The organism is Paraburkholderia sp. (genome assembly GCF_028283785.1).
In the GTDB taxonomy this organism is placed as follows: domain Bacteria; phylum Pseudomonadota; class Gammaproteobacteria; order Burkholderiales; family Burkholderiaceae; genus Paraburkholderia.
Genome location: NZ_JAPWKB010000017.1, coordinates 1 through 23889, shown reverse-complemented (window position 1 = coordinate 23889; position 23889 = coordinate 1). Strand labels below are relative to the sequence as shown.

Below are 23889 nucleotides of genomic sequence, written 5' to 3'. Positions count from 1 at the left end.
GGGGTTTTCGCGGAGTGCGGGTGCCGGATGCATGCATGCGTCCACGGCATGCATCGACGCATGATCCACACGCATGCATGCGCGGGACGCATGCAAGATTCCCGCGTTATGCGATTTCGGCGGCCTGACGGTTGAAGTCGTCGATAAAGCTCGCGGCTTCGTCGGGCCGCATCGCGCGGCCGAAGAAATAGCCCTGTACGGTGTGGCAGTTGTGCATCGCCAGAAAGCCCAGCTGTTCGAGCGTCTCGACGCCTTCCGCGACGACCGTGAAGTCGAGCGTGCGGCCGAGCGCCAGAATGGCCCGGATGATCGCTTCGTCTTCGCGGCTCTGGCCGATACCGCGCACGAACGAAATATCGATCTTCAACCGGTCGGCGGCGAAGTTGCGGATATAGGCAAGGCTCGAATACCCCGTGCCGAAATCGTCGATGGCGATGCCCACGCCGATCTGCCGCAGCGACTGCAACGTGTCCGTCGCGCCTTGCGCCATCAACGCGGTTTCGGTGATTTCCAGTTCGAGCAGCTGGGCCGGCAGACCGGTCGATCCCAGCGCGCGCGCCACGACGATTTCGAAATCGCCGCGCGCCAGTTGCCGCGCCGACACGTTGACCGACATCGTGACGCCCGGCAAAACGTCCTTCCACGCCACCGCTTGCGCGCACGCTTCGTTCAACGCCCATTCGCCGATCTGCCCGATCAGGCCATTTTCTTCCGCGACCGGAATGAAGCTGGCCGGGCTGATCGGACCCAGCTCCGGGTCGTACCACCGCAACAGCGCCTCGACGCCCGTGACGATATTGGTGCGCAGATTGACCTGCGGCTGGTAGCTCAAATGAAACTCGCCGTTTTTCAGTGCACGGCGCATCCGCCGCGACATGGCGATGCGTTCTTCGGCGGCGGTCGCGAGCGTCGGCTCGAAGCGGTCCACGCTATTGCGGCCATTGGTTTTCGCGCGATACATCGCGAAGTCGGCGTTCTTCAGCAGCGTTTCGGCGTCGCCGCCATCCGCCGGGAAATAGGCGATGCCGATACTCGTTTCGACGTGCAGTTCGATACCGTCGATCTGGACCGGTTCGTCGAGCGTCGCGCGGATTCGCGCCAGCACGCGATCGAGCCGCCCATTCTCATGCGGACGCGCGATCAGCAGCACGAATTCATCGCCGCCGTAGCGCGCGATCGTATCGTCGTCGTCGATGCAATTGGCGAGGCGCACCGCGACCTCGCGCAGCAGACGGTCGCCCGCGCCGTGTCCGAGGCTGTCGTTGACATCCTTGAAGTGATCCAGATCCATGAACAGCACGGCGAGATCGGTGCCGTTCTGTGCGGCTTCGGTGATCGACGCCGCCAGCCGTTCGCCGAGCATGGTGCGATTCGGCAACGCGGTCAGTGCATCGAAACGGGCCTGCGAATGCAGCATATCGCGCGATTCGACCAGTTCCGTCACGTCGTTGACGACGCTGATATGGTGTGTGACGACGCCGTTTTCATCGGGCACCGGCGCGATATACAGCTGATTCCAGAACAGCGAGCCGTCCTTGCGGTAATTGCGCACGAGCGTGGTGACGTCGCGCTGCGCATGCAGCGCATCGCGTACTTCGTCGATGCCGGGCTGATCGTGATCGTCGCCTTGCAGAAAGCGGCAGTCGCGTCCGGTCACTTCGTCGAAACGGTAACCGGTGATGCGCTGGAACGCCGGATTCGCATAGCGGATCTGATTGCCGCCGGGCATCGCCTCGGTAATCAGCACGGCATTCACGATCGCGTCGAGCGCGCGGCTGCGCAGACGCAGCGCGAGTTCCGCGTCCTTGCGCTCGGTAACGTCTTCGTAGCAGGTCAGCACGCCGGTGACGCGGTCCTGCGCGTCGCGCAACGCGATCTTCGTCTTGCGCAACCAGTGCCAGCGGCGATCGCTCAACCGGTAGCGCTGTTCGTACGGCGCGATCCGTCCGCCTTCGCGCACCACGCGCGCATCGAGCGCGCGCGTTTCTTCGGCGTCGGCGCGCCACGGCATGTCGTCGTCCGTCATACCGGTGATGGCGTTGACCGATGCCATGCCCGCATCGTCCGCGAAGGCCTGATTGCAGCCTACGTAACGCGACTCGGGATCTTTCCAGAAGATCCGGTGCGGCACGGCGTTGATCACGGTTTCGAGCATCTGTTTCGACTGCTGCAACGCTTCCTTGGCCTGCTCGTGTTCGGTGACGTCGATTGCGACGATAAAACACGCGTCGCGTCCCGCGTAGCGCAAATAGTGGTACGAGACTTCGACGAACAGGGTCGATCCGTCGCGGCGAAGCTGGCGTCGCACACCGGCGGAACCGCTCGGATTGGGTACCGTGCGGCACGCTTCGAGATCGGCGAGGAACGAGACCATCCGGTCCGACGGCACGAGATCGGTCAGCGACAGCGCTTCCAGGTCGCCGTCCGCATAGCCGTACTGTTTCGCGGCCGCATGATTCGCGGTCAGCACATCGAGCGAGTGCGAGTCGTAAATCAGCATCGCCAGTGGATGATTGACGAAGTACTCGCGAAAGCGCATTTCGGCTTCTTCCGCGACGATCCGCACGCGTGCACGCGCCAGCGCCGCACGATGATTCGCGACGAATCCATACGTGAGAAACAGGAACGCCGCCGCGCCCGCGACGATCAGCACGATGCGCTGGGTGGCGAGACGTTGCGCGGTCGCTTCCGCATTGTTGGCGATGAACGCATCCTGTTCGATGCGCAATGCAGCCAGGCAATTGGTGATCTTGCGCAGCGTCTCGTTCGCCTGCAATAACGTCGCGCTGTCGACAGCGATGCGCTGACCGGATTGCATCGCGCGATTCGCGACCAGATCGAGTTGCCATTCCCATTGCGCCGTTGCGTGACGCAATGCATCGACGGCCGCGACATCGGCAGGGTGATCGAGATACGCATACGACAGTTCGTTGTAGAGCCGCGTCGCCGCGCCGACGCGTGGAATCGGCCACGCGGACGACGCCCATTGCGCGGTGCCGAGCCCTTTCAGAAAGTCCGTATTGGCTTCGACATGCAGCGTTTGCAGTTCTTCGATGGCATCCTTGATTCGCGATGCGCGTTCGAACTCCGCGCCCGCCTGTTCATGCGAGCGATACAGCAAGGCGGTGGCCGTCCCGACGATGCCGATCGCGATCGCGCTCAGAAGGCTGGCGATCAGCAGCGTGCGAAAACGGGCGAAAAATGGGGTGTAGAGGCGGCCTGACGGTTGCATGGGTTCGTTTAGGGTTCAGTCCGTCGCAGGCGTTTGCCACAACGGCTCGCCGCAGGCTGTCGGCAGCGCGGGAAAACCCGCACCGAAGCTGAAAGCGGCAGTGATCGTCGTGGTTCGGCACATGGTGTATCCGGTGTTCTATGGCAGGCGCTTTCATGTGGATAACGACCTCCCGCCTGAAAACTTGATGAGAGATCGCACGGCCGTACTTTTTGCGGATGCTTGAGCGGGCGCGCGCCGCCACCATTCGCGTTCGAGCAATAGTGAAATCGCCGTGCGCCGTATTCAGCTTCCCGGCGCGCGCGCCTAGACTGCCAGTCATCGAAACCTTGCGTCGTTCACACCACGGAGTCCTGCCATGAAGCTGTATTACCACCCGCTGTCCGGTCATGCGCATCGCGCGCATCTGTTCCTGTCGCTGATTGGCGCGGGGCATGAACTGGTCGTAGTCGATCTCGCCGCGAAGGCGCACAAACAAGCCGATTTTCTGAAGCTGAACCGGTTCGGCCAGCTGCCGGTGCTGGTCGATGGCGACACGGTGATTGCCGATTCGAACGCGATCCTCGTCTACGCGGCGAAGAAGTTCGGCAAGAGCGCGTGGTTGCCGGAAACGCCGGAAGGCGCGGCGGCGGTGCAGCGCTGGTTGTCGGTGGCGGCGGGGCAGATTGCGGCGGGTCCGTGCGCGGCAAGATTGATTACGGTGTTCAACGCGCCGTTGAATGCCGACGAAGCGATCAGCCGCGCGCACGGTGTGTTGAGCGTCATCGACGCGGAACTGGCGGGCCGCGAGTGGATTGCCGCCGCCCATCCGACCATCGCCGATGTGTCGCTGTACAGCTATATCGCGCGTGCGCCGGAAGGCAATGTCGATCTGGCCGCGTATGCCAACGTGAACGCGTGGCTTGCGCGCGTCGAGGCGTTGCCGGGCTTTGTCGAATTCACGAAATCTGCGGCCGGATTGACGGCCTGAGGTCATGTGATGAACACCGAAACTCAAGCCGTACCGGCGTCGCCGTGGCATGCGGGCGAGTTGACGTTGCAGCGACGGGCCGGCGTCGCGGAGAGAATGGATGACGTCGGGCGCCGTGTGGTCCGTCGTCGTCTGGTCGATCAGCATCGTCAGTTTTATCCGTTGCTGTCGTTCGTCGTGCTCGGTGCAGTCGATCCGCACGGCGACGTGTGGGCGACCTTGCGCGCTGGGCGGCCTGGGTTTCTGCGTGCGCCGGACGACGCGCATCTGCGGATCGGCGTGCCGCGCGATCCGTCGGATCCGGCGGACGCGGGAATGAACGACGGCGACGCGATCGGCCTGCTCGGCATCGATCTCGCGACGCGTCGGCGCAACCGTCTGAACGGAGTCGTCGAGCGCGACGACGCGAGCGGTTTCGCGCTGTCCGTCGGCGAGAGTTTCGGCAATTGCCCGCAGTATATTTTTCAGCGCGACCCGGAATTCACACGCGATCCCGCGACGCATTCGAACCACGCGCCGCAGGTGATGGACGCGCTGGACCCGCGCGCGAAGGCGTTGATCGGGCGTTCGGATTCGTTTTTCGTCGCGTCGTATGTCGATCTCGACGAACAGGGCGAACCGCGCGAATCTGGCGAATCTGGCATTAGCGGCGTCCGCCAGCGCAAGGTGGACGTATCGCATCGCGGCGGCAATCCCGGTTTCGTGCGGGTTGGCGACGACGGTGTGCTGACGGTTCCCGACTTCGCGGGCAACCTGTTTTTCAACACGCTCGGCAATCTGCTCGTGAATCCGCGCGCCGGTCTGGTGTTTGTCGATTACACGACCGGCGATCTGCTGCAAGTGAGCGGTGCAGCCGAAATCGTGCTGGATTCGCCCGAAATCGCGACGTTCCAGGGCGCGGAGCGCTTGTGGAAGGTGACGCCGCAACGTGTCGTGTATCGGCCGGATGCATTGCCGGTGCGGTGGCGCGATCGTGTGAATGGTGCATCGCCGAATTCGCAACTGACCGGCAACTGGGCGCAAAGCGCGGCCCGGCTCGCCGCCGCGAAGATCGGCAATGCGTGGCGGCCGTATCGGGTGACGAAGATCGTCGATGAAAGCACGGCGATCCGTTCGTTTCATCTTCAGCCCGACGACGGCGCGGGGCTGATTCCGCACGCCGCCGGTCAGCATCTGCCGGTTCGCGTGACATTGCCCGGCGACCACAAGCCGGTGATCCGCACGTACACGTTATCGGTCGCGCCGTCGGACGGGATTTACCGGATCAGCGTCAAGCGCGACGGCCGCGTGTCGCAGCATCTGCACGACACGCTGAAGGTCGGCGACACGCTCGATGCGCGCGCGCCGGCCGGCGCGTTCACCATCGATGCGTCGAGCCAGCGGCCAGCCGTGCTGATTGCAGTCGGCGTCGGCGTGACGCCGATGCTGGCGATGCTGCGGCAGATCGTCTATGAAGGATTGCGCACGCGTCGGATGCGGCCGGTGTGGTTCATTCACGCGGCGCGCACGAAAGCGGAGCGCGCGTTCGACGAAGAGATCGACGCGCTGGTGAACGCATCGAACGGCGCGGTGGAACGGGTGCGTGTGCTGAGCGACAGGACGGACGCGCAGCGGCGCATCGATTTCGATTTCGACGGTCGCGTGACGGCGGATCTGTTGACGGAGATCCTGCCGTTCAACGACTTCGATTTTTACCTGTGCGGGCCGGGCGGATTCATGCAGGACCTGTACGACGGCTTGCTCGCGCTGAACGTCGCCGACAACCGGATTCACGCGGAATCGTTCGGACCGTCCGGGCTGAAGCGGCAACGCGCGACGGCGGACAGCGGCGCGCGTGACGATAGCGCTGCGACGCATCAGGCGGCGCTTCAGCCGTCTGTCGAAGCGGTGCCGGTGACATTCATCCAGTCGGCGAAGGAAGCGCGCTGGGCGCCGGAATTGGGCAGTCTGCTCGAGCTTGCGGAAGTTCGGGGTTTGTCGCCGGAGTTCAGTTGCCGGGTGGGCACGTGCGGCAGTTGCCGGACGCGGGTGATCGAAGGTTCGGTGGCGTATCTGCGTGAGCCGACGGCAGAGATCGGCGACGGCGAAGCGCTGATCTGTTGCGCGGTGCCGGCCGCGTCGCAAGACGGATCGCCGGGGCGACTCGTGCTGGATCTCTGACGCTGACGTCGCGGAGCGCGGACCGTGGCGGCGTGACGAACAGCGCAAAAGGTGTGCGGTATGCTGGCGGGACCTATCGACATGAGCGCGATTTTTATGGACCGCATGCAGGCAATGACCGCGTTTTTGAGCGTGGTGGACACAGGGGGATTTGCATCGGCCGCGCGCAAGCTGAACGTTTCGCCGTCGGTGGTCACGCGGATGGTGGGCGAACTCGAGGACACACTGGGCGTGCGGTTGTTGACGCGAACGACGCGGATCGTTCGGGTGACCGACGCGGGCGTGGGTTATGCGGAGAGTTGCCGGCGGATTCTGGCGGATATGGAGGAAGCCGATCTGGCCGTAGCTGGTGCGCATTCGCTACCGCGCGGGTTGTTGAGCATTACCGCGTCGGTGATGTTTGGCCGGATCCACGTGACGCCGATCGTCACCGAGTATTTGCAGCGTCATCCAGACGTGGACGTACGGTGCTGGTTTCTGGATCGCGTGGTGAATCTGGTGGACGAGGGATTCGACCTGTCGATCCGGATCGGCGAGCTTGCCGATTCGTCGATGCATGCGGTGAAGGTCGGCAGTGTGCGGCGGGTGGTGTGTGCGTCACCGGAATATCTGGAACAGCATGGCGAGCCGGACGATCCAGCCGATCTGGAGCGTCACGTGCTGGTATCCGCGAGCGGCGGATCGTCGTTGCCGCAATGGCGATTTCGGGCGGGCGTGCCGAGGATGACCGGCACGTTGAAGGCCCGGATGACGACGACGACGAACGATACCGCGATTGCGGCGGCGTTATCGGGGTTTGGGGTGACGCAGGTGTTGTCGTATCAGGTGGCGCAGCATGTCGCGGATGGGCGGTTGAAGGTGGTGCTGGAGGCGTTCGAGCCGCCGAGGCTGCCGGTGCATGTGGTTCATCGGGAGGGGCGCCATGCGGCGAGCAAGGTTCGGGTGTTTGTGGATCTGGCGGTGGAGAGGTTGAGGGGGAGTGAGGTTTTGAAGTGATGGTTTTGATTTGGTTTTTTTGGTTTTTTGATCTTTGGTTTTTGGTCTGCTCTGGGTTGGTTGTCCCGTGTTCACGTCGGTCTGCCAGGATCGTCCCTGTGCGGGACCGCACCTACTTTTCTTTGCTCGCGCAAAGAAAAGTAGGCAAAAGAAAGCGCGTTTACACCGCCGCTTCGTAGCGAGTGGCGTCTATTAATTTTCGGGTAGTGGTCCGCGCACGTTTGGAGTTGGCGGTCCGTTTTTCTCGGTGGTCCGCGCCCGCACATCCCGCCCGCTTCGCGGCGGTAGCCTGCTTCAAAAACCCATTTGCGCCACGTCATTTGCCCGCTTTTTCGACGGTTCCGGCGTCGGATCGAAGCCCGGTTTGCGGCACGGCATTCGCCCGACTTCGCGATGCTTTCGACGTTCCGCGTAGCTTGGAATTTTGCGAGCGAGACCCGACCGGCGCATGCCAGGAAAATGGGTGTTGTGACCGACGGAGTGCAGCGCGCGAATGGCGTTGGGAGAAAAAGACGGGGCTGTGCCCAACGGCTGTCGCGAAGCGAACAGCCGGAACGAATGACTGCCTTTATATGGACGCCTCCCGTTTGCCAAGGGATTTCGTGTGTGTTGGTAGACAGGAAGGCTGCGGCTTTATATCCGGCCTTGTTGCAGGTCGAACCCGCTGGCCTCGATGGAATCCGCTGGCTCACGCCTCACTTGACACACGGGCTGTTAGCCCGCAAGGCAGTTCAGGTTTGGTGAGTCCCGGTCTGACCTGTGTGCCATCACACTCAATTACCTTGCGCAACCTTTGACATCCCATCTCCTGCAAAACCGGTTTATTCAGTCATTGCAGCGCTTACGCCGCTCGCGTACTCACATAGCCTTTCTCGTACGTACGCCCGTGCGCCAGCAGCGCCCAAATCGTTCGGGCCATCTTGTTGGCCAACGCAACGATTACCACGTTATGCGGGCGCCGCCGGCCCAACTGCTCGATCCACGGGCACGGCTCTTTCACGCGCGCGAGCACCGATCGTGCACCGTGGATCAGCAGTGTGCGCAGATACACATCACCGCGTTTGCTGATCCCATGCAGTCTGATCCTGCCACCGGTGCCGGTCTGTCTGGGCACCAGACCCAGCCAGGCCGCAAACTCACGTCCTGAATGAAACGCTTTGGGGTCGCCCATCGTCGCCACAGCAGCGGTCGCTGTCAGCAGCCCGACGCCGGGAATGTCGGCGATCTGTGGCAGGCACGCTCTTCCTTCATCCAGTCCGAGAGCGGCGTTCGATTCGCGCAATCTGCTCATCGAGAACGTCAAGCCGCTGCCACTGCTCACGCAGCGTGTCCACCAGCATCGTGGGCAAACGCGCCTCCAGGCGCGCCAGCACATCAGCCATCGCCCGGTTCAGCGCGGCGCGGCCTACCGCCATCACTTCACCGTATTCCGTCAGCAGCCCACGCAATCCATTGATCTGCATCGTGCGAAACCTGATCAGTTGCTGGCGCATCCGGTGCAATGCCAGCACGGCCTGCTGCGATTCAGTCTTGACCGTCACGGACCTCACGCCCGACTGCTGTACCGCGGTCCAGATTGCCCGTGCATCAGCCACGTCGCTCTTGTTACCGCTCACAAACGCCTTGACCGCCTGGCCCGGCATCAACTTCACCTGATGACCCATCTGCTCCAGATGACGCGCCCAGTGCTGGGAACCGCCACACGCTTCCATGCCGATCAGGCACGGCGCGCGATTTGCAAAGTGCGACAGAAACGTGGCGCGTCGGATCTGCCGGCTGACGACCTCGCCTGTTTGCGGATCAACCCAGTGGACCTGGAACACCTGCTTCGCAATATCGACACCAACCGGAGTAAGCTTCATTTGGGTTCTCCTTCCTCAAGTGGTACGTTGCCCAACTTCCACTCTGGCACATCTGAGGCCGTCGGTTGCGAGAACCCACCTTCCTGGTCGCGCCCCGACCATTCGATCAGCAGCCCTCGCGAGGGGGAGGCGTCCATACCATTTGTCACCAAGTCTAGCGGTGCGGCAACTCAAATCGTGCGCGGACCACTACCCGAAAAATACTAGACGCCACTCGCTACGAAGTGGCGGTGTAAACGCGCTTTCTTTTGCCTACTTTTCTTTGCGCGAGCAAAGAAAAGTAGGTGCGGTCCCGCACAGGGACGATCCAGGCAGACCGACGTGAAAACGGGACAACCAAACCGACCCAAAACCAACCCCAAACCAACCCCAAACCCCAAACCAAAACCATCAAGTCAAAACCAAATCCACATACCTCTTAAACCCAGGCCGATTAGCCACCCTCAAATACCACCGCTCCAACGCCGCGAGCCCAGCGCGCTCCAACCCTTCAACCCCAAACCACCGTTTGGCGAACGCCCCAATCACCATATCCGCAAGCGTAAACTGCTCGCCTTCAAGATAAAAATGCGCCTGCAAATGCGCATCGACCACCCGCCAGAGTGCCTCGACACTCGCCACATCGACGGCGAGTTGCGCGACATCCCGATCTTCCGGCCGGGTCCGCACATAACCGACGAAAACCGGCCGCTCCGCCGGCTGCAACGTCGAAAGAGACCAGTCAAGCCATCGGTCGATGCCCGCCCGCACGCGCGGCTCAGCCGGATACAACGGACTCGTCGGGCCATACTGCATCGTCAGATACCGCAAAATCGAATTCGACTCCCACAACACGAAGTCGCCATCCACCAGCGTCGGAATGCGGCCCGTCGGGTTCATCGCGAGATACCCGGCTTCGGTATTGCGGCCAAACTGCAAGCCCGCATCGATACGCTCGTAAGCCAGACCCAACTCGTCGCAACACCACAAGACTTTCTGCACATTCACCGAATTCGCTCGGCCCCAGATCGTAAGCATCCAGTCACTCCCGTGAAAATCGACGGCCCATTCTCGCGGCCGTTTATGGCAATTGATCGTGCGCGCAACCCGCTGCGTGCGCCCGGCATCGAACGCATAAAGATACACGATCGGGTCCGCGATCGCACCGGCCGTCGCGGCATCGCCCTTGCGTACAATGAGCCGGTCCGATCCGTCCGTTCGATTCACGCCTGATGCTGCGTCAGGCTCGCGTCAACTCTAAGGCACCGCATGGCCCGCATCATTCCCGACGACTGGAAAAATCTCGCCGCCACCGGTGCGGCCGTCCGCGAACGCGAAACGCTGAGCCTGCTGGAAACCGCGTTGCCGGACGATTACACGGTCTATCACGGGGTTCATTGGACCCGGCTGCATGAAGGTTTTTCGGTGTTCGGCGAAGCGGATTTCGTGATCGTCAGCCCGTCGGGCCGCGTGATGATCGTCGAGCAGAAAACCGGCTTTCTCCGCGAAACACCGAAGGGCCTCGTCAAGGTCTATCTGCAAACCGAACGCAATGTCGCCGTCGCGCTCGCGCGGACCATCGAAGCGCTGCACCGGCGGTTCACCGCGGCATTCGGCGCGGGCACCTATTTTCTCGAACCGCTGTTGTACTGCCCGGATCACGTCGTGAAAAACACGGCGATCGCCGGCGTCGATCCGGCGCGTATCGTCGATGCAACGCGCTAAGACCGGCTCGCGTCGATCATTCGCGACGCGCTCCCCGCCGACGAACCGCGCCTCGCGTGCGCGCCGAAAATCCATCACTTTCTCGCCGACGAACTCGCGTTGACGCCCGATGCCAGCGCGCTGGTCGGACAGGCGGGCACGCTCGTCACGCGACTCGCCGGTGGCCTTGCCACCTGGGCGCGCCGTCTGGAATTCACGCCGTTCCGTCTGCGCGTGATCGGCACGGCGGGTTCGGGGAAAACGCAACTCGCGGTGCAGGTGATGAAGGAGGCTGTCGCGCGCGGCCAGCGGCCGCTGTACGTGTGCTTCAACCGGCCGCTCGCGGATCACATCGCGCGGGTCGCGCCGCCCGAAGCCAAGGTCGCGAACTATCACCAGTTATGCGACTGGGTGGCGCGTGACGGCGGCAGCGCACCTGACTTCCAGACCACGGACGTGTTCGATCGTCTCGAAGCGATTTTCGCGGCCACGCCGATCGACGCGCGCTGGCAATTCGATGTGTTGATCGTCGACGAAGGGCAGGATTTTCAGCAGTCGTGGGTCGCTCCGCTCGAAGGCTTGCTGCGCCCGGGCGCGGCGTGGTGGTGGCTCGAAGACCCGTTGCAGAACCTCTATATGCGTCCGCCCGTCGAACTGCCGGGCTGGACCACGCTGAAGGAAACCACCAACTACCGCAGTCCGCGCGACATCCTCGATTACCTGCGCGATGTGGTCGGTGCGTCGGTGCCGATGGCGGCGTCGCTGAGTTCGGGCAGCCCGTTCGGCGGCTCGGAGATCGCGCTGTCCACATACGACGAGACTCACGCGCCGCAAGCCTGTATCGACGCGACCAAGCGCGCGATCACCCAGGCGCTGTCGCTCGGTTTTCGCAAGCAGGATATCGTCGTGCTGTCGTTTCGCGGACGCGAAGGCTCGGCATTGTCCGCGCTCGATCAACTCGGCCCGCATCATCTGCGCAGCTTTACCGGCAAGTACGATCTGTTCGGTAACCCCGAGTTTCGCGAAGGCGATGTGCTGCTCGAATCGATCTATCGCTTCAAGGGGCAATCGGCGCCGTGCGTGATTTTCACGGAAGTGGATTTCGACACGCTCGACGAGCGTATCGCGCGCAAGCTGTTCGTCGGCGCGACCCGCGCGACGATGAAGCTGATCGTGGTCGCGTCGCAGCGTGCGGCCCGTCATCTGCATGTCGGCGAGACGCACGACGACTGACGCGTCTGCTGCGTCTGCTCAGGCTGCGCGTTCGCGCCAGCCGGTCGCACCGACCAGCGTGGCGCTGTGCGAGGGTGCATCCCACCAGATCACGCGCAGCAACGGCGCGGCTTTCGCGATCAGCAACGCTTGCGCCGCCTCGCTCTCGATGAAATGCGTGACGCCCGCGCGCAATGCCGCCGCCGCCTTGTGCGCGGCCGCGCCGCTGGGCGTTTCGTCGTGCGTGTGCGGCGCGCGCATCGTCAACTGCATATGACCGAAACCATGTCGCGCCAGCCACGCTTCGGTGCGCGCGCGATCGGTTTCCGGACGTCCGGTGATGATCATCCTGACGTGTCGCAAGTCGATGTCGGGCAGCACGTCGAACGGCAGCAGCGCGTCGCGCTCGGCGAGTGCGGCGTCGAGATCCTCGTCGTAACGGGCGAGCGGCACATCGGGCAACAGGATGCCGTCGAGATCGATCGCGTATTGCGCGTACTCGTGGTCGTGCGCCATCGCCGCGCGTTCGCCCGCTTCGACGCTCGCCCAATCCGCGCGATACCCCTCCGAGCGCGCCTGTCGTTCCCACGGAAAGAGCGCGAAATAGCCGTGCGCATCGATCGCGAAGTCTGGACGGATACGGCTCAGTTCATCGACCGCGCCCGTCAGCGTGCGGACCGTTAACCCATGCGACTCCAGAAACGCCACGCTGTCGCTGAGCGTGAAGCCGCGTCCCGCGATGTCCTCGCATAGCAGCACGCTCGACCCGCGCGGCGGCATCGGCAGGCTCGAATCCCACGCGACGGTGCGGGTGGCCCGGTCGTAGCGCACGAAGGCGACCGGCACGCCTGCGCTGTGCGACACCATCAGCGCGAGCGGCGCGCCACCGCGCAAAATCCCGACGACCGCGCTGAATTCGCCGGCCTGCAGCGCCGGTTGCAGCGATTCGATCCAGCGATCGAGTTGTTCGTACGTCAGCGGCAAGACCGGCTTGGTTGGCATGCGTATCTTCTATGGGCTCAGGACGCACGGTTTTTAACCCGCGTCCCGTGCGATTTTAAGACTGCTCCGATTTGCACGATATTATGCACGGGGTTCGAAATACAGGGCACGATGGTCCAGGCGCTCGCGACGATTCGCATAATGCGAATATCCGGCTTTCAGCGGCTTTTATATGTCGGTTCCACGCGGTCCAAGGGGTTTTCACGCGGGTTTCCCGGGTTTCGTGTAATGCATTGATCCATCGGCCCGTTTCGTACGTATTGTTTTGAGCGTGACGTTTCCGGACACGTTTTACCTTTCGACGTTTTCTTTTCACGCGCGAGTCGTCCACGCGCGGCGGCAATCGCCTTTCGTGGCGGATTGCCTGCCGGGCGGCGCTTTGCGCGGAAGCAACTGTGTATGCCAGACCATCGTTTCATCCATCGCACGGCCCAGCAACGCTCGCTGCGACGCGTGCTTTTCATCGCGATCTGGATCGTTGCGCTGGCCGCGCCGCTCGGGTCGATCGGCTATCTGCTGTTCGTGAATCCGCTCAATCCGCTGAATCCGTTGAACGTGCTGAAAGAGCCGGTCGAGTCGCCCGGCGCAGGGCTGTATTGGGACGCGGCGCAAATGGAAATTGCGTACGACCGCTTCGAAAATCAGATGCTGATGTACCGGTCGGGTGTGGATGCCGATTATCCGAAGCTGCTCGACCGTTACCGCACGCTGCTCGCCAAGCTCGACGCGCTCGCCGACGTGTCGCGCGGTCAGACCACGCAGCCCGCGCTGCTCGCACGCCAGCAGGGCGAAATCGATACGCTCGGTCAGATGCTCGACCGTTTCGCTGCGCCGCTCGACGCGATGCAGCGCGATCCGTCGCGCGCCGATCCGCTAATCGCGACGTTGCGCGACAACTGGGCCGATGTCGATGCGCTCGCGTCCGATCGCCGCTTCGTCGATGTCGCGGACCGCGCGGCGCTGAATCGCGATTTCGATTCCAAGCGCCGGATACTGTCGATCGCCGGTTTGCTGCTGACGGTGTTGTCGGCGGCGGCCGCGTTGCTGCTCGCGTTGAACGGGCGCGGCCGTAGCCGGTTGATCCGCCAGCAACGCGCCGCGCTCGACGCCGAGCATCAGGCGAGCCGTGCCGCGCGCGAGGCGTCGCTGGCGAAAGACGCGTTTCTCGGTATGGTCAGTCATGAGCTGCGCACGCCGTTGCATGCGATCGTGTCGTCGATCGAATTGCTGAACCTGAATCTGCACGCCGAGGCCGACCGCAAGGTGATTCGCCGCCTCGACGCCGGCGCGCGCCAGCTCGAAGCGCAGATGCGCGATCTGACCGACTACGCGCGACTCGGCGCGGGCAAGCTCGAACTGCGGCATGAAGTGTTCGAGCCGCGCGAACTGCTGGCTTCGATCGTCGACGAACATAGCCCGGCTGCGCGTGCGCGCGGGTTGTCGCTCGAATCGGTCTGTAGCGGTTCGGCCGGTCTCGTGGAATCCGATCCACACCGGATCCGGCAGATCGTCAACAACCTCGTGACCAACGCAATCCGCTATACGGAATCGGGTTCGGTGCGGGTTCAGATGGAACAGCAACGCAACGCGCTGATCGTCGTGGTGCGCGATACCGGACCGGGTTTGTCGCGCGATCAGATTCCGCGCATCTTCCAGGAATTCACGCAGCTCGATGCGCCGCACGCGCGTCGCACCGACGGCGCGGGCATGGGTCTCGCGATCGTGCAAGGTTTGCTCGGGCTGTTCGGCGGCAGCGTGGCGGTCGAAAGCAAAATGGGCGAGGGCACCGCATTCACGGTGACGATTCCGGTCACGACGGCGCCGGTCGCCGAGATTCGCGCAACCGACGCGCCCGATGGGCCGCGTGCGCGCGTATTGATTATCGACGACGACGCGCCGGTCCGCGCGTCGCTGAGCGAGATGATCACGCACATGGGTTCCGACGCGGTCGCCTTCAGCGACACCGACACGGCGCTTGCGTGGCTGAACGCGAACCAATGCGACGTCGTGCTGGTGGATCTGCATATGCCGAAGCGCGACGGCATCGGTTTTGTCGCCGCATTCCGCGAGCGCGTCGATGCGACGAGCGTGCCGGTGATCGCGATCAGCGCCGATTCACCCGATCCGTTGACCGAAGGCGGCAAGGGCGCGAGAAGCGCGAATCCGTTTTTCGAGCGGCTGGTGAAGCCGGTTCACTACGACGAGTTGTGCTACGTGGTGATGCGCGCGCTGGCGGTGCGCGTGGCGTGAACCGGATGCGGAACGGTCGTTTTATTTTTGGGTGTGTGACGTCGCGCTAGCCGACGTTCACGGCCAGTTGAGGCGCTTCGACAGATCTGCCACGAGGATCGCCATGCGCGCCGGTTTTTCGTAGCACGACACGTCGAACGTGCGTATGACTTCGCTGATTTCGGACTCGCTCGCCTTGCCCGTCAGCAGTTCGCCGGTCAGCACGAAAATGGCTGCATCGGGATTCTCCGACGCCCGCACCGCGCGAATCGCAGCGGCGGACGTTTGATTGCCGAACAGCCAGTCGATCACGATGCCGTCGAATACTTGCGTTTGCAACTGTTCGATGAACGCGCTTAATCCGTAGATTGCGACGGCGGCGAAGCCGCTGCGTTCGAGATACTCGCGCAGGTTGTCGGCGGACGCCTGGTCGTCGTCGACCACGGCGATCAGCGGTTTGTCGGTTTCCGCGCGACGCGGATAGATCTCGATCTTGTGGACTTCGCACGCGCTCTGATAGAGCGCGCCGTCATGACGCGCGACGCGCCACTGGCCGGCCTTCATATACGCGACGAATTCCGGCCGGCTGCCCGGTTCGAGCGGCACGCCGACCCACGCGGTGCAGGCCATCTCCAGTGCACCGATGCAGAACAACGCTTCCTGCGCGATTGCGCCGACCGTGCCCGGGTCGAGCGTTTGCGCGCCGAACAGTTGCGCGGCGGGCTCGCCATAGACTTCGGCCACCTTCTTGATCTGCGACAGTGTCCACGGGCTATTGCCGCGCAGCTTGCGGTGCCCCTGCGAAAAGCTCAGGTCGAGGATGCGGCACAGCTCCGTGGTTTGCTGACGCTTACCGATGCCGTGCCGGCTCATCAACTCGCGCACGCGTTCCGCGACCGCGATGGAGTCCGTTGAGTGTGCTTCGTTACCCATGCTGCGTTCAAGGCCCGTCGTATTAGAGTGATTGAGGACGTGAATACTGCGGCGCACCGACGGTGCACTTCACCGCAATACCTGCCTGGCGAGCCCCACGGGCCACACAAAGGGAGAGCAAATGTACCGCAAAAAATCGCGTCGTTGCGGGATTTATTCGGTACGCAAATTTTATCGATGCCCGCGCGTTAAAGCGACTCGCGCTGGCCACCGCATGCCAGCCGGATCCCATGTGTTATCGCTGTGTTATCGCTGTGTTATCGCTGTGTTATCGCTGTCGTATCGCTGTTTTATCGGCACGCAACCCGCGCGGCGTATCGGTTAAAACACGGATGGCGACGCGTCGCGCAGGTCTGCCCGGTGCGTGCATCGAGCGGGCATTCTAGAACGAAGTCGCCCGCACAGGACAATCGGAACATCAGTCGTCCTGCGAACACGTATCCCGACCAGTTGCAAAGGATAGGTCGTTCGGATGAACACTCGTTGCGGTGTCATCCGTATCGTTGCGGATTCAGCAATGCCGCGCGCTTGCCGCCCATTGCGATGCGCAACAGCGCGATGCGTGACCGGCGCGCATGTGACGAAGCTTAGGCCATCCGGCCAGGATTGCATCCGCCGACTGCGTTTGCGAAGATGCTCGCACGCTGCGGTTATGATGCAGGCGCTTAACATGCGCCACCCGTACATTTAACTTTGCCACTCCGGATTTTCCGTTTCAGCTCCGATGACCACCACCTATCCGCTGCACTCAGATTTCTCTCCTGCCGATCAACGCTTCCCGACGCAAGCCGACGTCGTGATCGCCGGCGCGGGCATCATGGGCGCGGCCGCTGCGTTCTATCTGGCTCGCCGCGGCATCAAGGCGGTCGTACTCGACAAATCGCGGATCGGTGGGCAGCAATCCACGCGCGCCTGGGGCTTCGTGCGGCAGCAAGGCCGCGAAGCCGCCGAAGTACCGTTGATGATGGCCGGCATGCGTCTGTGGGAACAGCTCGAAACCGAACTCGACACGAACCTCGAATGGCGTCAGGGCGGCTGTCTGTACGTGGCATCGGACGAAGAAAGCTGGACGTCGTTCCAGCAATGGATGGATGTCGCGCGGCAATACGGGCTCGACACGCGCACGCTGAACCGTTCGCAGATCGACGATGTCGTGCACGGCATGCAGGGCCCGGCGCTCGGCGGTCTTTATACGCCCAGCGACGGCCAGGCCGAGCCGCGTCGCGCGGCGGCCGCGTTTGCGTCGCGTGCGGCGCAGGCGGGCGCGCTGTTCTTCGAAGGCTGCGGCGTGATCGGCGTCGAACGGGCGGCGGGCGCGATCACCGGCGTCGTCACCGAGCGCGGCACGATTCGCACGTCGCGTTTTATCTGCGCGGCCGGTGCGAGTAGCTGGAAGCTGCTGAAGACGCTCGGTCTCGAACTGCCGCAACACGCGGTGCGCGGCACCTGCATGCGCACCAATCCTTTGCCGGCTATCACCGCGTCGACGTTCTGGGGGCACGGGCTCGGCGTGCGCCAACGCGCGAACGGCGCGATCAATCTCGCCGACGACATGCAGGTCGATGTCGATATGACCTTCGGCCATTTCCGCGCGCTGAAGTGGTTCCTGCCCGAGTTGTGGACTCACCGCGCAAAGTTCAGCTTCCATCTGAACGGCGCGTTGATCGGCGATCTGCACGACCGTTTGCCGGGCGTCGTTCCGGAACGCGAGCGCGTGCTGCATCCGCGCGACCCGAATCCGCAACCGAACATGGGTCACGCGCCGCGCGCGTTGAAAAAACTTCGCAACCTGTTTCCGGCGTTGAAGGACGCGCAGGTGGTCGAGTCGTGGGCGGGCCTGATCGACGTCGTGCCCGACGGCATTCCGGTGATCGACGCGCCGTCGCAAGTCAGCGGCCTGACGATCGCAACCGGCTTTTGCGGCCACGGTTTCGCGATGGGGCCGATCGTCGGCAAGTTGCTGGCCGAGATCAACGATACCGGCAAGCCGTCGCTGGATCTGACCGAGTTCCGTCTGCAACGTTTCTTCGACGGCACGATGAAGCGTCCGCGCAGCATGCTGTGAGTACGCCGTCTGCTCGGGCCCGCTTTCTGCTAATTCGCAGATAGACGCGCGTCGTGACATGGCGCAACCGCGCGCGTCTTCCAGACCTGCGTTGCCCATTGGAGCGGATATGAAACCACAACACCACGCCCTCACCATCAAGGTGGCGAGCGCCCTTGCGCTGACGCTCGCCACCTTCGCCGCAACGTCGCACGCCGCGACCCGCGATGAACAGGAACAGGCTTGCCGAGGCGATGCGATTCACTTTTGCAAAGCGGAGATTCCCGACAAGGACAAGATCACCGCCTGCATGAAGCAGCACGTTTCCGAACTGACGCCGGGTTGCCGCGCGATGTTCAAGGAAGGCAAGAAGGACCCGAAGGGCGACAAAAACGGCGCGAAAACGAATGCTGGCTAGTTAGCGCATCGCGTCACCGTCAGACTCGCTTTCCCCTCACTTCGGCGCGATATCGCGCCGAACCCGTTTGATATGTTGCTCGACATAGAACGCGGCGGCGTCGGCATCGCCGCCGACGATCGCCTCGTAAATCAGCCGATGCTCCGACACATACAGCCGGATCCGCGCGGCGTCGTCGATCCCCTCGTCCTTCACGCGTTTCCACAACGGTTGATCCATGGTTCGCGCAACTTCGTCCGCGATCCGCACCAGTAATGGATCGCCTGTCATCACGGCCAGCTGGCGGTGAAACAGCCGGTCGCTGTCGTTCCATAGCGCGCGTTGCGCTGGGTCCGTGGCGTCGGTGATCGAATCCATTTGTGCCAGATAGTGCTCGGCCACCGTATCGCGCCGCGCGTGCGCGGCGGCACGACGTGCAATCGCGGGTTCGAGAATCAGCCGGACATCGAGCGTGGACATGGGGCTGAAATCGGCGTGGTCGGAACCGGCATGGTCAGGCGGCGGCGTGGAGAGCCGCTGTAACGCGTCCGCGCAGACGGTCGTGCCGGAATTGCGCCGCGTCACCACCAACCCCTCGTTCTGCAACGCGCCGATCGCTTCGCGTACAGCCGGCCGGCCGACGCCGAAACGCATCGCGAGGTCGCGTTCGGACGGCAGCCGCGACTCGGGCGCGAACGTGCCGTGACGGATTTCGGCGCGAATCCGCGCGGATACCTGCTCGTAAATCTGCTTTGGGCGGAACGGGCTGTCTTGCGGCGGAACCGGCGTCACCATAAATCTGACCTCAGGCCCGAACGGCAGGCGTCCGGACCGACACGATTTTTGAAACTGGTTGATGCGACATCCAGTCTGGTCTACATTTTGACCCAGTATAAAACAGCAAAAACAGGAGACAAGGATGTTTTTCAGCGACGAGCAGGCCGCGCGATGAAACTGAACCGGATGATCAGCACCATCGAAATTCACACCGGCGGCGAGCCGTTCCGGCTGGTCACGAGCGGGCTACCGAAGTTTCCCGGCAAGACCATCGTCGAGCGGCGCGCATGGGCGAAGGCGCACGCGGACGATCTGCGCCGCGCATTGATGCTGGAGCCGCGCGGCCACGCGGATATGTACGGCGGCTACCTGACCGATGCGGTCAGCGCCGAAGCCGATTTCGGCATCATCTTCGTTCACAACGAAGGCTACAGCGACCATTGCGGCCACGGCGTGATCGCGCTGGCGACGGCTGCCGTCACGCTCGGCTGGGTCGAACGCACCGTCCCGGAAACGCGCGTCGGCATCGATGCGCCGTGCGGTTTCATCGAAGCGTTCGTGCAATGGGACGGCGACCACGCGGGCAAGGTGCGCTTCGTCAACGTGCCGTCGTTTATCTGGCAACGCGACGTGACGGTGACGACGCCGGGCTTCGGTGAAGTGCGCGGCGATATCGCGTTCGGCGGCGCGTTCTACTTCTATACGTCGGGCGCGCCGTTCGGGCTCGACGTGCGCGAATCCGGAATCGACCGGCTGATCCAGTTCGGCGACGAAGTCAAACGCGCGGCCAATGCGGCGTTCAAGGTCGCGCACCCGCACATTCCCGAGATCAACCATATCTACGGCACGATCATCGACAACGCGCCGCGTCACGCGGGTTCGACTCAAGCCAACTGCTGTGTGTTCGCCGACCGGGAAGTGGATCGTTCGCCGACCGGATCGGGCACGGCGGGCCGCGTCGCACAACTGTATCTGCGCGGCGAACTGGGCCGCGACGACACACTTGTCAACGAATCCGTGATCGGCACGATCTTTCGCGCGCGCGTGCTGTCGGAGACGACCGTCGGCGAGTTCGACGCGGTGATTCCGGAAGTGGAAGGCGACGCGCATCTATGCGGTTTCGCGAACTGGATCATCGACGAACGCGATCCGTTGACCTACGGTTTTCTGGTGCGCTGACGCGCGCCGGTTCACGCATCATCTAACGGGGAACCTTGCTATGAGCGGCACCGATACGCCCAGTTTCGACGCGACCGCGAGCGCGGCCATGATGCCGTACGCGGCGCTCGTCGATGCGATGCACGACGCCGCGCTCGATTACGCGGCGCAACGGATCGTCAGTCCGGAACGTCTGGTGGTGCCGCTGAACGCAGGCGGCGTGATGCTGTCGATGCCCGCCACCGCGCCCGATCTCGCGATCCACAAACTCGTCAATGTCTGCGCCACCAACCGCACGCGCGATCTGCCGACGATCCACGGCAAGGTGATGGCGTTCGATGCGAACACCGGCGAGACGCGCTTCATCCTCGACGGACCGACTGTCACCGGGCGGCGCACGGCAGCGATCTCGATGCTCGGCGTGCGAACCTTCGCGCATGTTTTCGCTGACGGCGTGCCGCGCGAATTCGTGCTGATCGGCACGGGCACGCAGGCGTCGAATCATCTCGACGCGATCGACGCGCTGTATCCCGGCGCAACCGTCCACGTGAAGGGCAGTGCGCCCGCGCGCGCCGAAGCGTTTTGCGACGCGTACGCGTCGCGCGTGTCGCGACTGAACGTTCGTGCGTTCCACGGCGACGGCGTGCCCGAATCCGCGGACGTCGTGATCGCGTTGACGACCGCGCGCTCGGCCGTCTACGACGAAGCAGGGCGCGCGGACCGGCTGGTGATCGGCGTGGGCGCGTTCACGCCGCAGATGGCCGAGATCGGCGCACGCACGCTGGCCGACAGCGCAATCTTCGTCGATGACAAGGCGGGCGCGAAGCATGAGGCCGGCGATCTGATTCAGGCGGGCGTCGCGTGGGATTCGGTGACGGCGATCGCCGATGTGCTGACCGGCGACGCCGGTTCGGCGCTGGCATTGCAGACGCTGAAAGCGGCCTCGCGACCGGTCGTCTACAAGACTGTCGGATGTGCGGCATGGGATCTGGCGGCGTGTCGCGTCGTCGATGCCGCGATTTGCCGCTAGACGCCGCGCGTTGCCACCGCCGCGCCATCGAGGCGCGGCGCGCCCGGTTGCCAGCGTGCAAACAAATCAAAATCGTTGCACCATAGGCGTTTCCCGAAATGCGCCGGACGGCAAATCGTCCACGCGCATTCGTCCTATTCGCCCTTTTACGACGGTGCGACCGCTTTATGACCAACCAACACGCCCCTGCTACGCCTGACTTGCCGCTGGATATGATCATCTTCGGTGGCGGTGGCGATCTCGCGGCCCGCAAGCTGCTCCCCGCGCTGTATATGGCGCATCTGCACTGCAATCTGCCGCCGGACACGCGGATTCTCGCAATCGGCCGGCGCGACTGGAGTCGCGAGCAGTATCTGTCGTTCATGGAAGAGCAATCGAAGCCGTTCGTCGACAAGAAAGCGCTCGATCCGGCTGCGTGGGACAAGTATCTGTCGCTGTTCGAATACGTGCGCGTCGATGTCGATCAGGCTGACGACTATGCGCGTCTCGCGGAAGCATCGCGCAAGGGCGTGCGCCGCGTGTTCTATCTCGCGACATCGCCGAACCTGTTCACGACGATCTGCGACAACCTGTCGGGCGCGAGTCTGGTGGACGAGCATTCGCGCGTCGTTCTGGAAAAGCCGCTGGGCCACGATCTGGCCTCCGCGCAAGAGATCAACACAGCGGTCGCGAAGCATTTCAGCGAAGCGCAGATCTACCGGATCGACCATTACCTCGGCAAGGAAACGGTGCAGAACCTGATGGTGCTGCGCTTCGGCAACGCGATTTTCGGGCCGCTGTGGCAAGCGCCGTACATCAAGAGCGTGCAGATCACCGTCGCCGAGACGGTCGGCGTGGGCAGTCGCGCGGGCTTCTACGACGAGACCGGCGCACTGCGCGACATGGTGCAGAATCACTTGCTGCAACTGCTGTGCATCGTCGCGATGGAGCCGCCCGTATCGCTCGACCCGGACGCGGTCCGCGATGAAAAGCTCAAGGTGTTGCGTTCGCTGCGCCGGATGACGCCGGAAGATATTTCACGCGATACCGTGCGCGGCCAGTACACGGCGGGCGCGGTCGGCGGCGAGCCGGTCAAGGGTTATCTGCAGGAAGACAACGTGCCGGAAGGCAGCCGCGCGGAAACCTTCGTCGCACTGCGCGCGCGTATCGATAACTGGCGCTGGGCGAACGTGCCGTTCTTCCTGCGCACCGGCAAGCGGATGGCGAAGAAGGTGTCGGAGATCGTCATCGAGTTTTCGGAAATGCCGTTTTCGATCATTCCGAGCGGTCCGCGTAATTACGGCAACCGGCTGGTGATCCAGTTGCAGCCGGAAGAGTCGATCCAGTTGCAGATGCTCGCGAAGGAACCGGGCAGCGGCATGCATATGCTGCCGGTGAACCTGAACCTCGACTTGCAGCAGGCGTTCACCGAGCGTCGTGCGGAAGCGTATGAGCGTCTGCTGATCGATGTGGTGCGCGGACGTCTGACGCACTTCATGCGCCGCGACGAACTCGAAGCCGCGTGGGCGTGGGCGGAACCGATTCTCGAAGGCTGGCAGAAGTCGGGCGAGCGCCCGCGCGGTTATACGGCGGGTACGTATGGCCCGGCGGCATCGACGGCGTTGATGGCGCGTGAGAATGCGGTGTGGTCGGAAGAGTCGCAGTAAGGGGTTGCGCTTGTCTTCCAGAATAAGTAGGTGCCAGCGATAGGATTCTGATGCTGGTGTAGGGGATGCGGCAGCGCACGTGCAATGCGTGTCGATGTCGTGTCCCTCATTTGATGTGTATCAAACAGTGAGACCGATTCCGCGCGAGATCGCGCCTAGAATCGGGTGCTCATGTCTTCCCGTTCCTGACTGCTCCCAACCGAGTTCGCCGCGCTGATCGCGATGCGGCTTGCGTTCGCTCTGGCGTCGATCGAAAGCCGACTCACCGGTTTCAGGTTCCCGTTTGCGGCTTCAGGTCGAATCGGGCAAGGAGAGTCAGAGTAACCGTCAGCCGTCGTGCTTGAAGTATCGATATCAACTGTGAAAAATAGTTAGGATTAGAAAATTGATAAATGTTTTTAAAGGTTTTGGATCGGCTGCAAGTAGTGCAGGAATGGGCGTGACGTTGTTGCTGTCCTGCTGTCACGGGCAGACCGATCTCGGGGCTGGCGATCCGCTTTATCAATATCAGTGGCATTTGCGAAATACAGGTCAACAGGTGTTCGCCGATATCCGCCC

Annotated in this window: 15 protein-coding genes and 2 pseudogenes; 10 read left to right on the top strand and 7 right to left on the bottom strand. The window is 63.0% G+C overall.

Annotated elements, in window-relative coordinates; all coding sequences use genetic code 11:
- Nucleotides 1–106 precede the first annotated feature (106 nt).
- Nucleotides 107–3232 carry an EAL domain-containing protein gene (locus PW947_RS18890; RefSeq protein ID WP_299633886.1) on the bottom strand — a complete coding sequence of 1042 codons (3126 nt, stop codon included), beginning with the start codon at nt 3230–3232 and terminating at the stop codon, nt 107–109.
- Nucleotides 3233–3590: 358 nt separating this feature from the next.
- On the opposite strand from PW947_RS18890, the gene PW947_RS18885 reads away from it, so the two are divergent.
- The 3 genes from PW947_RS18885 (at nt 3591) to PW947_RS18875 (ending at nt 7358) form a co-directional block, all read left to right on the top strand.
- Nucleotides 3591–4202 carry a glutathione S-transferase family protein gene (locus PW947_RS18885; RefSeq protein WP_299633885.1) on the top strand — a complete coding sequence of 204 codons (612 nt, stop codon included), beginning with the start codon at nt 3591–3593 and terminating at the stop codon, nt 4200–4202.
- Nucleotides 4203–4211: 9 nt separating this feature from the next.
- Nucleotides 4212–6362, top strand: a complete 2151-nt coding sequence (locus PW947_RS18880) for a pyridoxamine 5'-phosphate oxidase family protein (RefSeq protein ID WP_299633884.1) — start codon at nt 4212–4214, stop codon at nt 6360–6362.
- Nucleotides 6363–6458: 96 nt separating this feature from the next.
- Nucleotides 6459–7358: a LysR substrate-binding domain-containing protein gene (locus PW947_RS18875; RefSeq protein ID WP_299634065.1), complete on the top strand. Its 900-nt coding sequence runs from the start codon at nt 6459–6461 to the stop codon at nt 7356–7358.
- Between the two features lie 841 nt (nt 7359–8199).
- Here PW947_RS18875 and PW947_RS18870 read toward each other — a convergent pair.
- Nucleotides 8200–9220 (bottom strand): annotated as a pseudogene (locus PW947_RS18870) (IS110 family transposase).
- 390 nt (nt 9221–9610) lie between these two features.
- A complete protein-coding gene (locus PW947_RS18865) occupies nt 9611–10237 on the bottom strand; it encodes a glutathione S-transferase family protein (protein ID WP_299634064.1) in 627 nt (208 codons plus the stop codon).
- Between the two features lie 231 nt (nt 10238–10468).
- Here PW947_RS18865 and PW947_RS18860 point away from each other — a divergent pair.
- Nucleotides 10469–12136, top strand: a pseudogene (locus PW947_RS18860) (ATP-binding domain-containing protein).
- 18 nt (nt 12137–12154) lie between these two features.
- Here PW947_RS18860 and PW947_RS18855 read toward each other — a convergent pair.
- Nucleotides 12155–13117 (bottom strand): phosphoribosyltransferase family protein, encoded by a 963-nt coding sequence (locus PW947_RS18855; RefSeq protein ID WP_299633883.1) that lies wholly within the window; start codon nt 13115–13117, stop codon nt 12155–12157.
- 399 nt (nt 13118–13516) lie between these two features.
- Here PW947_RS18855 and PW947_RS18850 point away from each other — a divergent pair, with 399 nt between their 5' ends.
- The gene (locus tag PW947_RS18850; RefSeq protein WP_299633882.1) at nt 13517–15367 is read left to right on the top strand and encodes an ATP-binding protein; all 1851 of its coding nucleotides are present in this window, start codon (nt 13517–13519) and stop codon (nt 15365–15367) included.
- A gap of 57 nt (nt 15368–15424) precedes the next feature.
- Here PW947_RS18850 and PW947_RS18845 read toward each other — a convergent pair whose 3' ends face one another.
- Complete coding sequence (locus PW947_RS18845) at nt 15425–16279, bottom strand: helix-turn-helix domain-containing protein (protein ID WP_299633881.1); 855 nt, start codon at nt 16277–16279, stop codon at nt 15425–15427.
- A gap of 724 nt (nt 16280–17003) precedes the next feature.
- Here PW947_RS18845 and PW947_RS18840 point away from each other — a divergent pair.
- Nucleotides 17004–18344 carry an FAD-binding oxidoreductase gene (locus tag PW947_RS18840; protein ID WP_299633880.1) on the top strand — a complete coding sequence of 447 codons (1341 nt, stop codon included), beginning with the start codon at nt 17004–17006 and terminating at the stop codon, nt 18342–18344.
- A 109-nt stretch (nt 18345–18453) separates the two neighbouring features.
- Nucleotides 18454–18741 carry a hypothetical protein gene (locus PW947_RS18835; protein WP_299633879.1) on the top strand — a complete coding sequence of 96 codons (288 nt, stop codon included), beginning with the start codon at nt 18454–18456 and terminating at the stop codon, nt 18739–18741.
- 36 nt (nt 18742–18777) lie between these two features.
- Here PW947_RS18835 and PW947_RS18830 read toward each other — a convergent pair whose 3' ends face one another.
- Nucleotides 18778–19515: a GntR family transcriptional regulator gene (locus tag PW947_RS18830; RefSeq protein WP_299633878.1), complete on the bottom strand. Its 738-nt coding sequence runs from the start codon at nt 19513–19515 to the stop codon at nt 18778–18780.
- Between the two features lie 153 nt (nt 19516–19668).
- Here PW947_RS18830 and lhpH point away from each other — a divergent pair, with 153 nt between their 5' ends.
- The 3 genes from lhpH (at nt 19669) to zwf (ending at nt 23331) form a co-directional block, all read left to right on the top strand.
- Complete coding sequence (gene lhpH, locus PW947_RS18825) at nt 19669–20676, top strand: trans-3-hydroxy-L-proline dehydratase (protein WP_299633877.1); 1008 nt, start codon at nt 19669–19671, stop codon at nt 20674–20676.
- Between the two features lie 40 nt (nt 20677–20716).
- Nucleotides 20717–21685 (top strand): bifunctional Delta(1)-pyrroline-2-carboxylate/Delta(1)-piperideine-2-carboxylate reductase, encoded by a 969-nt coding sequence (gene lhpI, locus PW947_RS18820; protein ID WP_299633876.1) that lies wholly within the window; start codon nt 20717–20719, stop codon nt 21683–21685.
- Between the two features lie 167 nt (nt 21686–21852).
- Nucleotides 21853–23331 (top strand): glucose-6-phosphate dehydrogenase, encoded by a 1479-nt coding sequence (gene zwf / locus PW947_RS18815; RefSeq protein ID WP_299633875.1) that lies wholly within the window; start codon nt 21853–21855, stop codon nt 23329–23331.
- A 271-nt stretch (nt 23332–23602) separates the two neighbouring features.
- Here the strand turns inward: zwf and PW947_RS18810 are convergent.
- A partial coding sequence (locus tag PW947_RS18810) for a hypothetical protein (RefSeq protein ID WP_299633874.1) occupies nt 23603–23889 on the bottom strand: 287 nt, incomplete at its 5' end.

What these genes read in the sequence shown, in the direction of transcription:
- PW947_RS18865 (WP_299634064.1), bottom strand. Translation starts at nt 10,237, where the DNA reads ATGCTTACGATCTGGGGCCGAGCGAATTCGGTGAATGTGCAGAAAGTC.
- PW947_RS18885 (WP_299633885.1), top strand. Translation starts at nt 3,591, where the DNA reads ATGAAGCTGTATTACCACCCGCTGTCCGGTCATGCGCATCGCGCGCAT.
- lhpH (WP_299633877.1), top strand. Translation starts at nt 19,669, where the DNA reads ATGAAACTGAACCGGATGATCAGCACCATCGAAATTCACACCGGCGGC.
- PW947_RS18835 (WP_299633879.1), top strand. Translation starts at nt 18,454, where the DNA reads ATGAAACCACAACACCACGCCCTCACCATCAAGGTGGCGAGCGCCCTT.
- zwf (WP_299633875.1), top strand. Translation starts at nt 21,853, where the DNA reads ATGACCAACCAACACGCCCCTGCTACGCCTGACTTGCCGCTGGATATG.
- lhpI (WP_299633876.1), top strand. Translation starts at nt 20,717, where the DNA reads ATGAGCGGCACCGATACGCCCAGTTTCGACGCGACCGCGAGCGCGGCC.
- PW947_RS18840 (WP_299633880.1), top strand. Translation starts at nt 17,004, where the DNA reads ATGACCACCACCTATCCGCTGCACTCAGATTTCTCTCCTGCCGATCAA.
- PW947_RS18850 (WP_299633882.1), top strand. Translation starts at nt 13,517, where the DNA reads ATGCCAGACCATCGTTTCATCCATCGCACGGCCCAGCAACGCTCGCTG.
- PW947_RS18830 (WP_299633878.1), bottom strand. Translation starts at nt 19,515, where the DNA reads ATGGTGACGCCGGTTCCGCCGCAAGACAGCCCGTTCCGCCCAAAGCAG.
- PW947_RS18890 (WP_299633886.1), bottom strand. Translation starts at nt 3,232, where the DNA reads ATGCAACCGTCAGGCCGCCTCTACACCCCATTTTTCGCCCGTTTTCGC.
- PW947_RS18855 (WP_299633883.1), bottom strand. Translation starts at nt 13,117, where the DNA reads ATGCCAACCAAGCCGGTCTTGCCGCTGACGTACGAACAACTCGATCGC.
- PW947_RS18875 (WP_299634065.1), top strand. Translation starts at nt 6,459, where the DNA reads ATGGACCGCATGCAGGCAATGACCGCGTTTTTGAGCGTGGTGGACACA.
- PW947_RS18880 (WP_299633884.1), top strand. Translation starts at nt 4,212, where the DNA reads ATGAACACCGAAACTCAAGCCGTACCGGCGTCGCCGTGGCATGCGGGC.
- PW947_RS18845 (WP_299633881.1), bottom strand. Translation starts at nt 16,279, where the DNA reads ATGGGTAACGAAGCACACTCAACGGACTCCATCGCGGTCGCGGAACGC.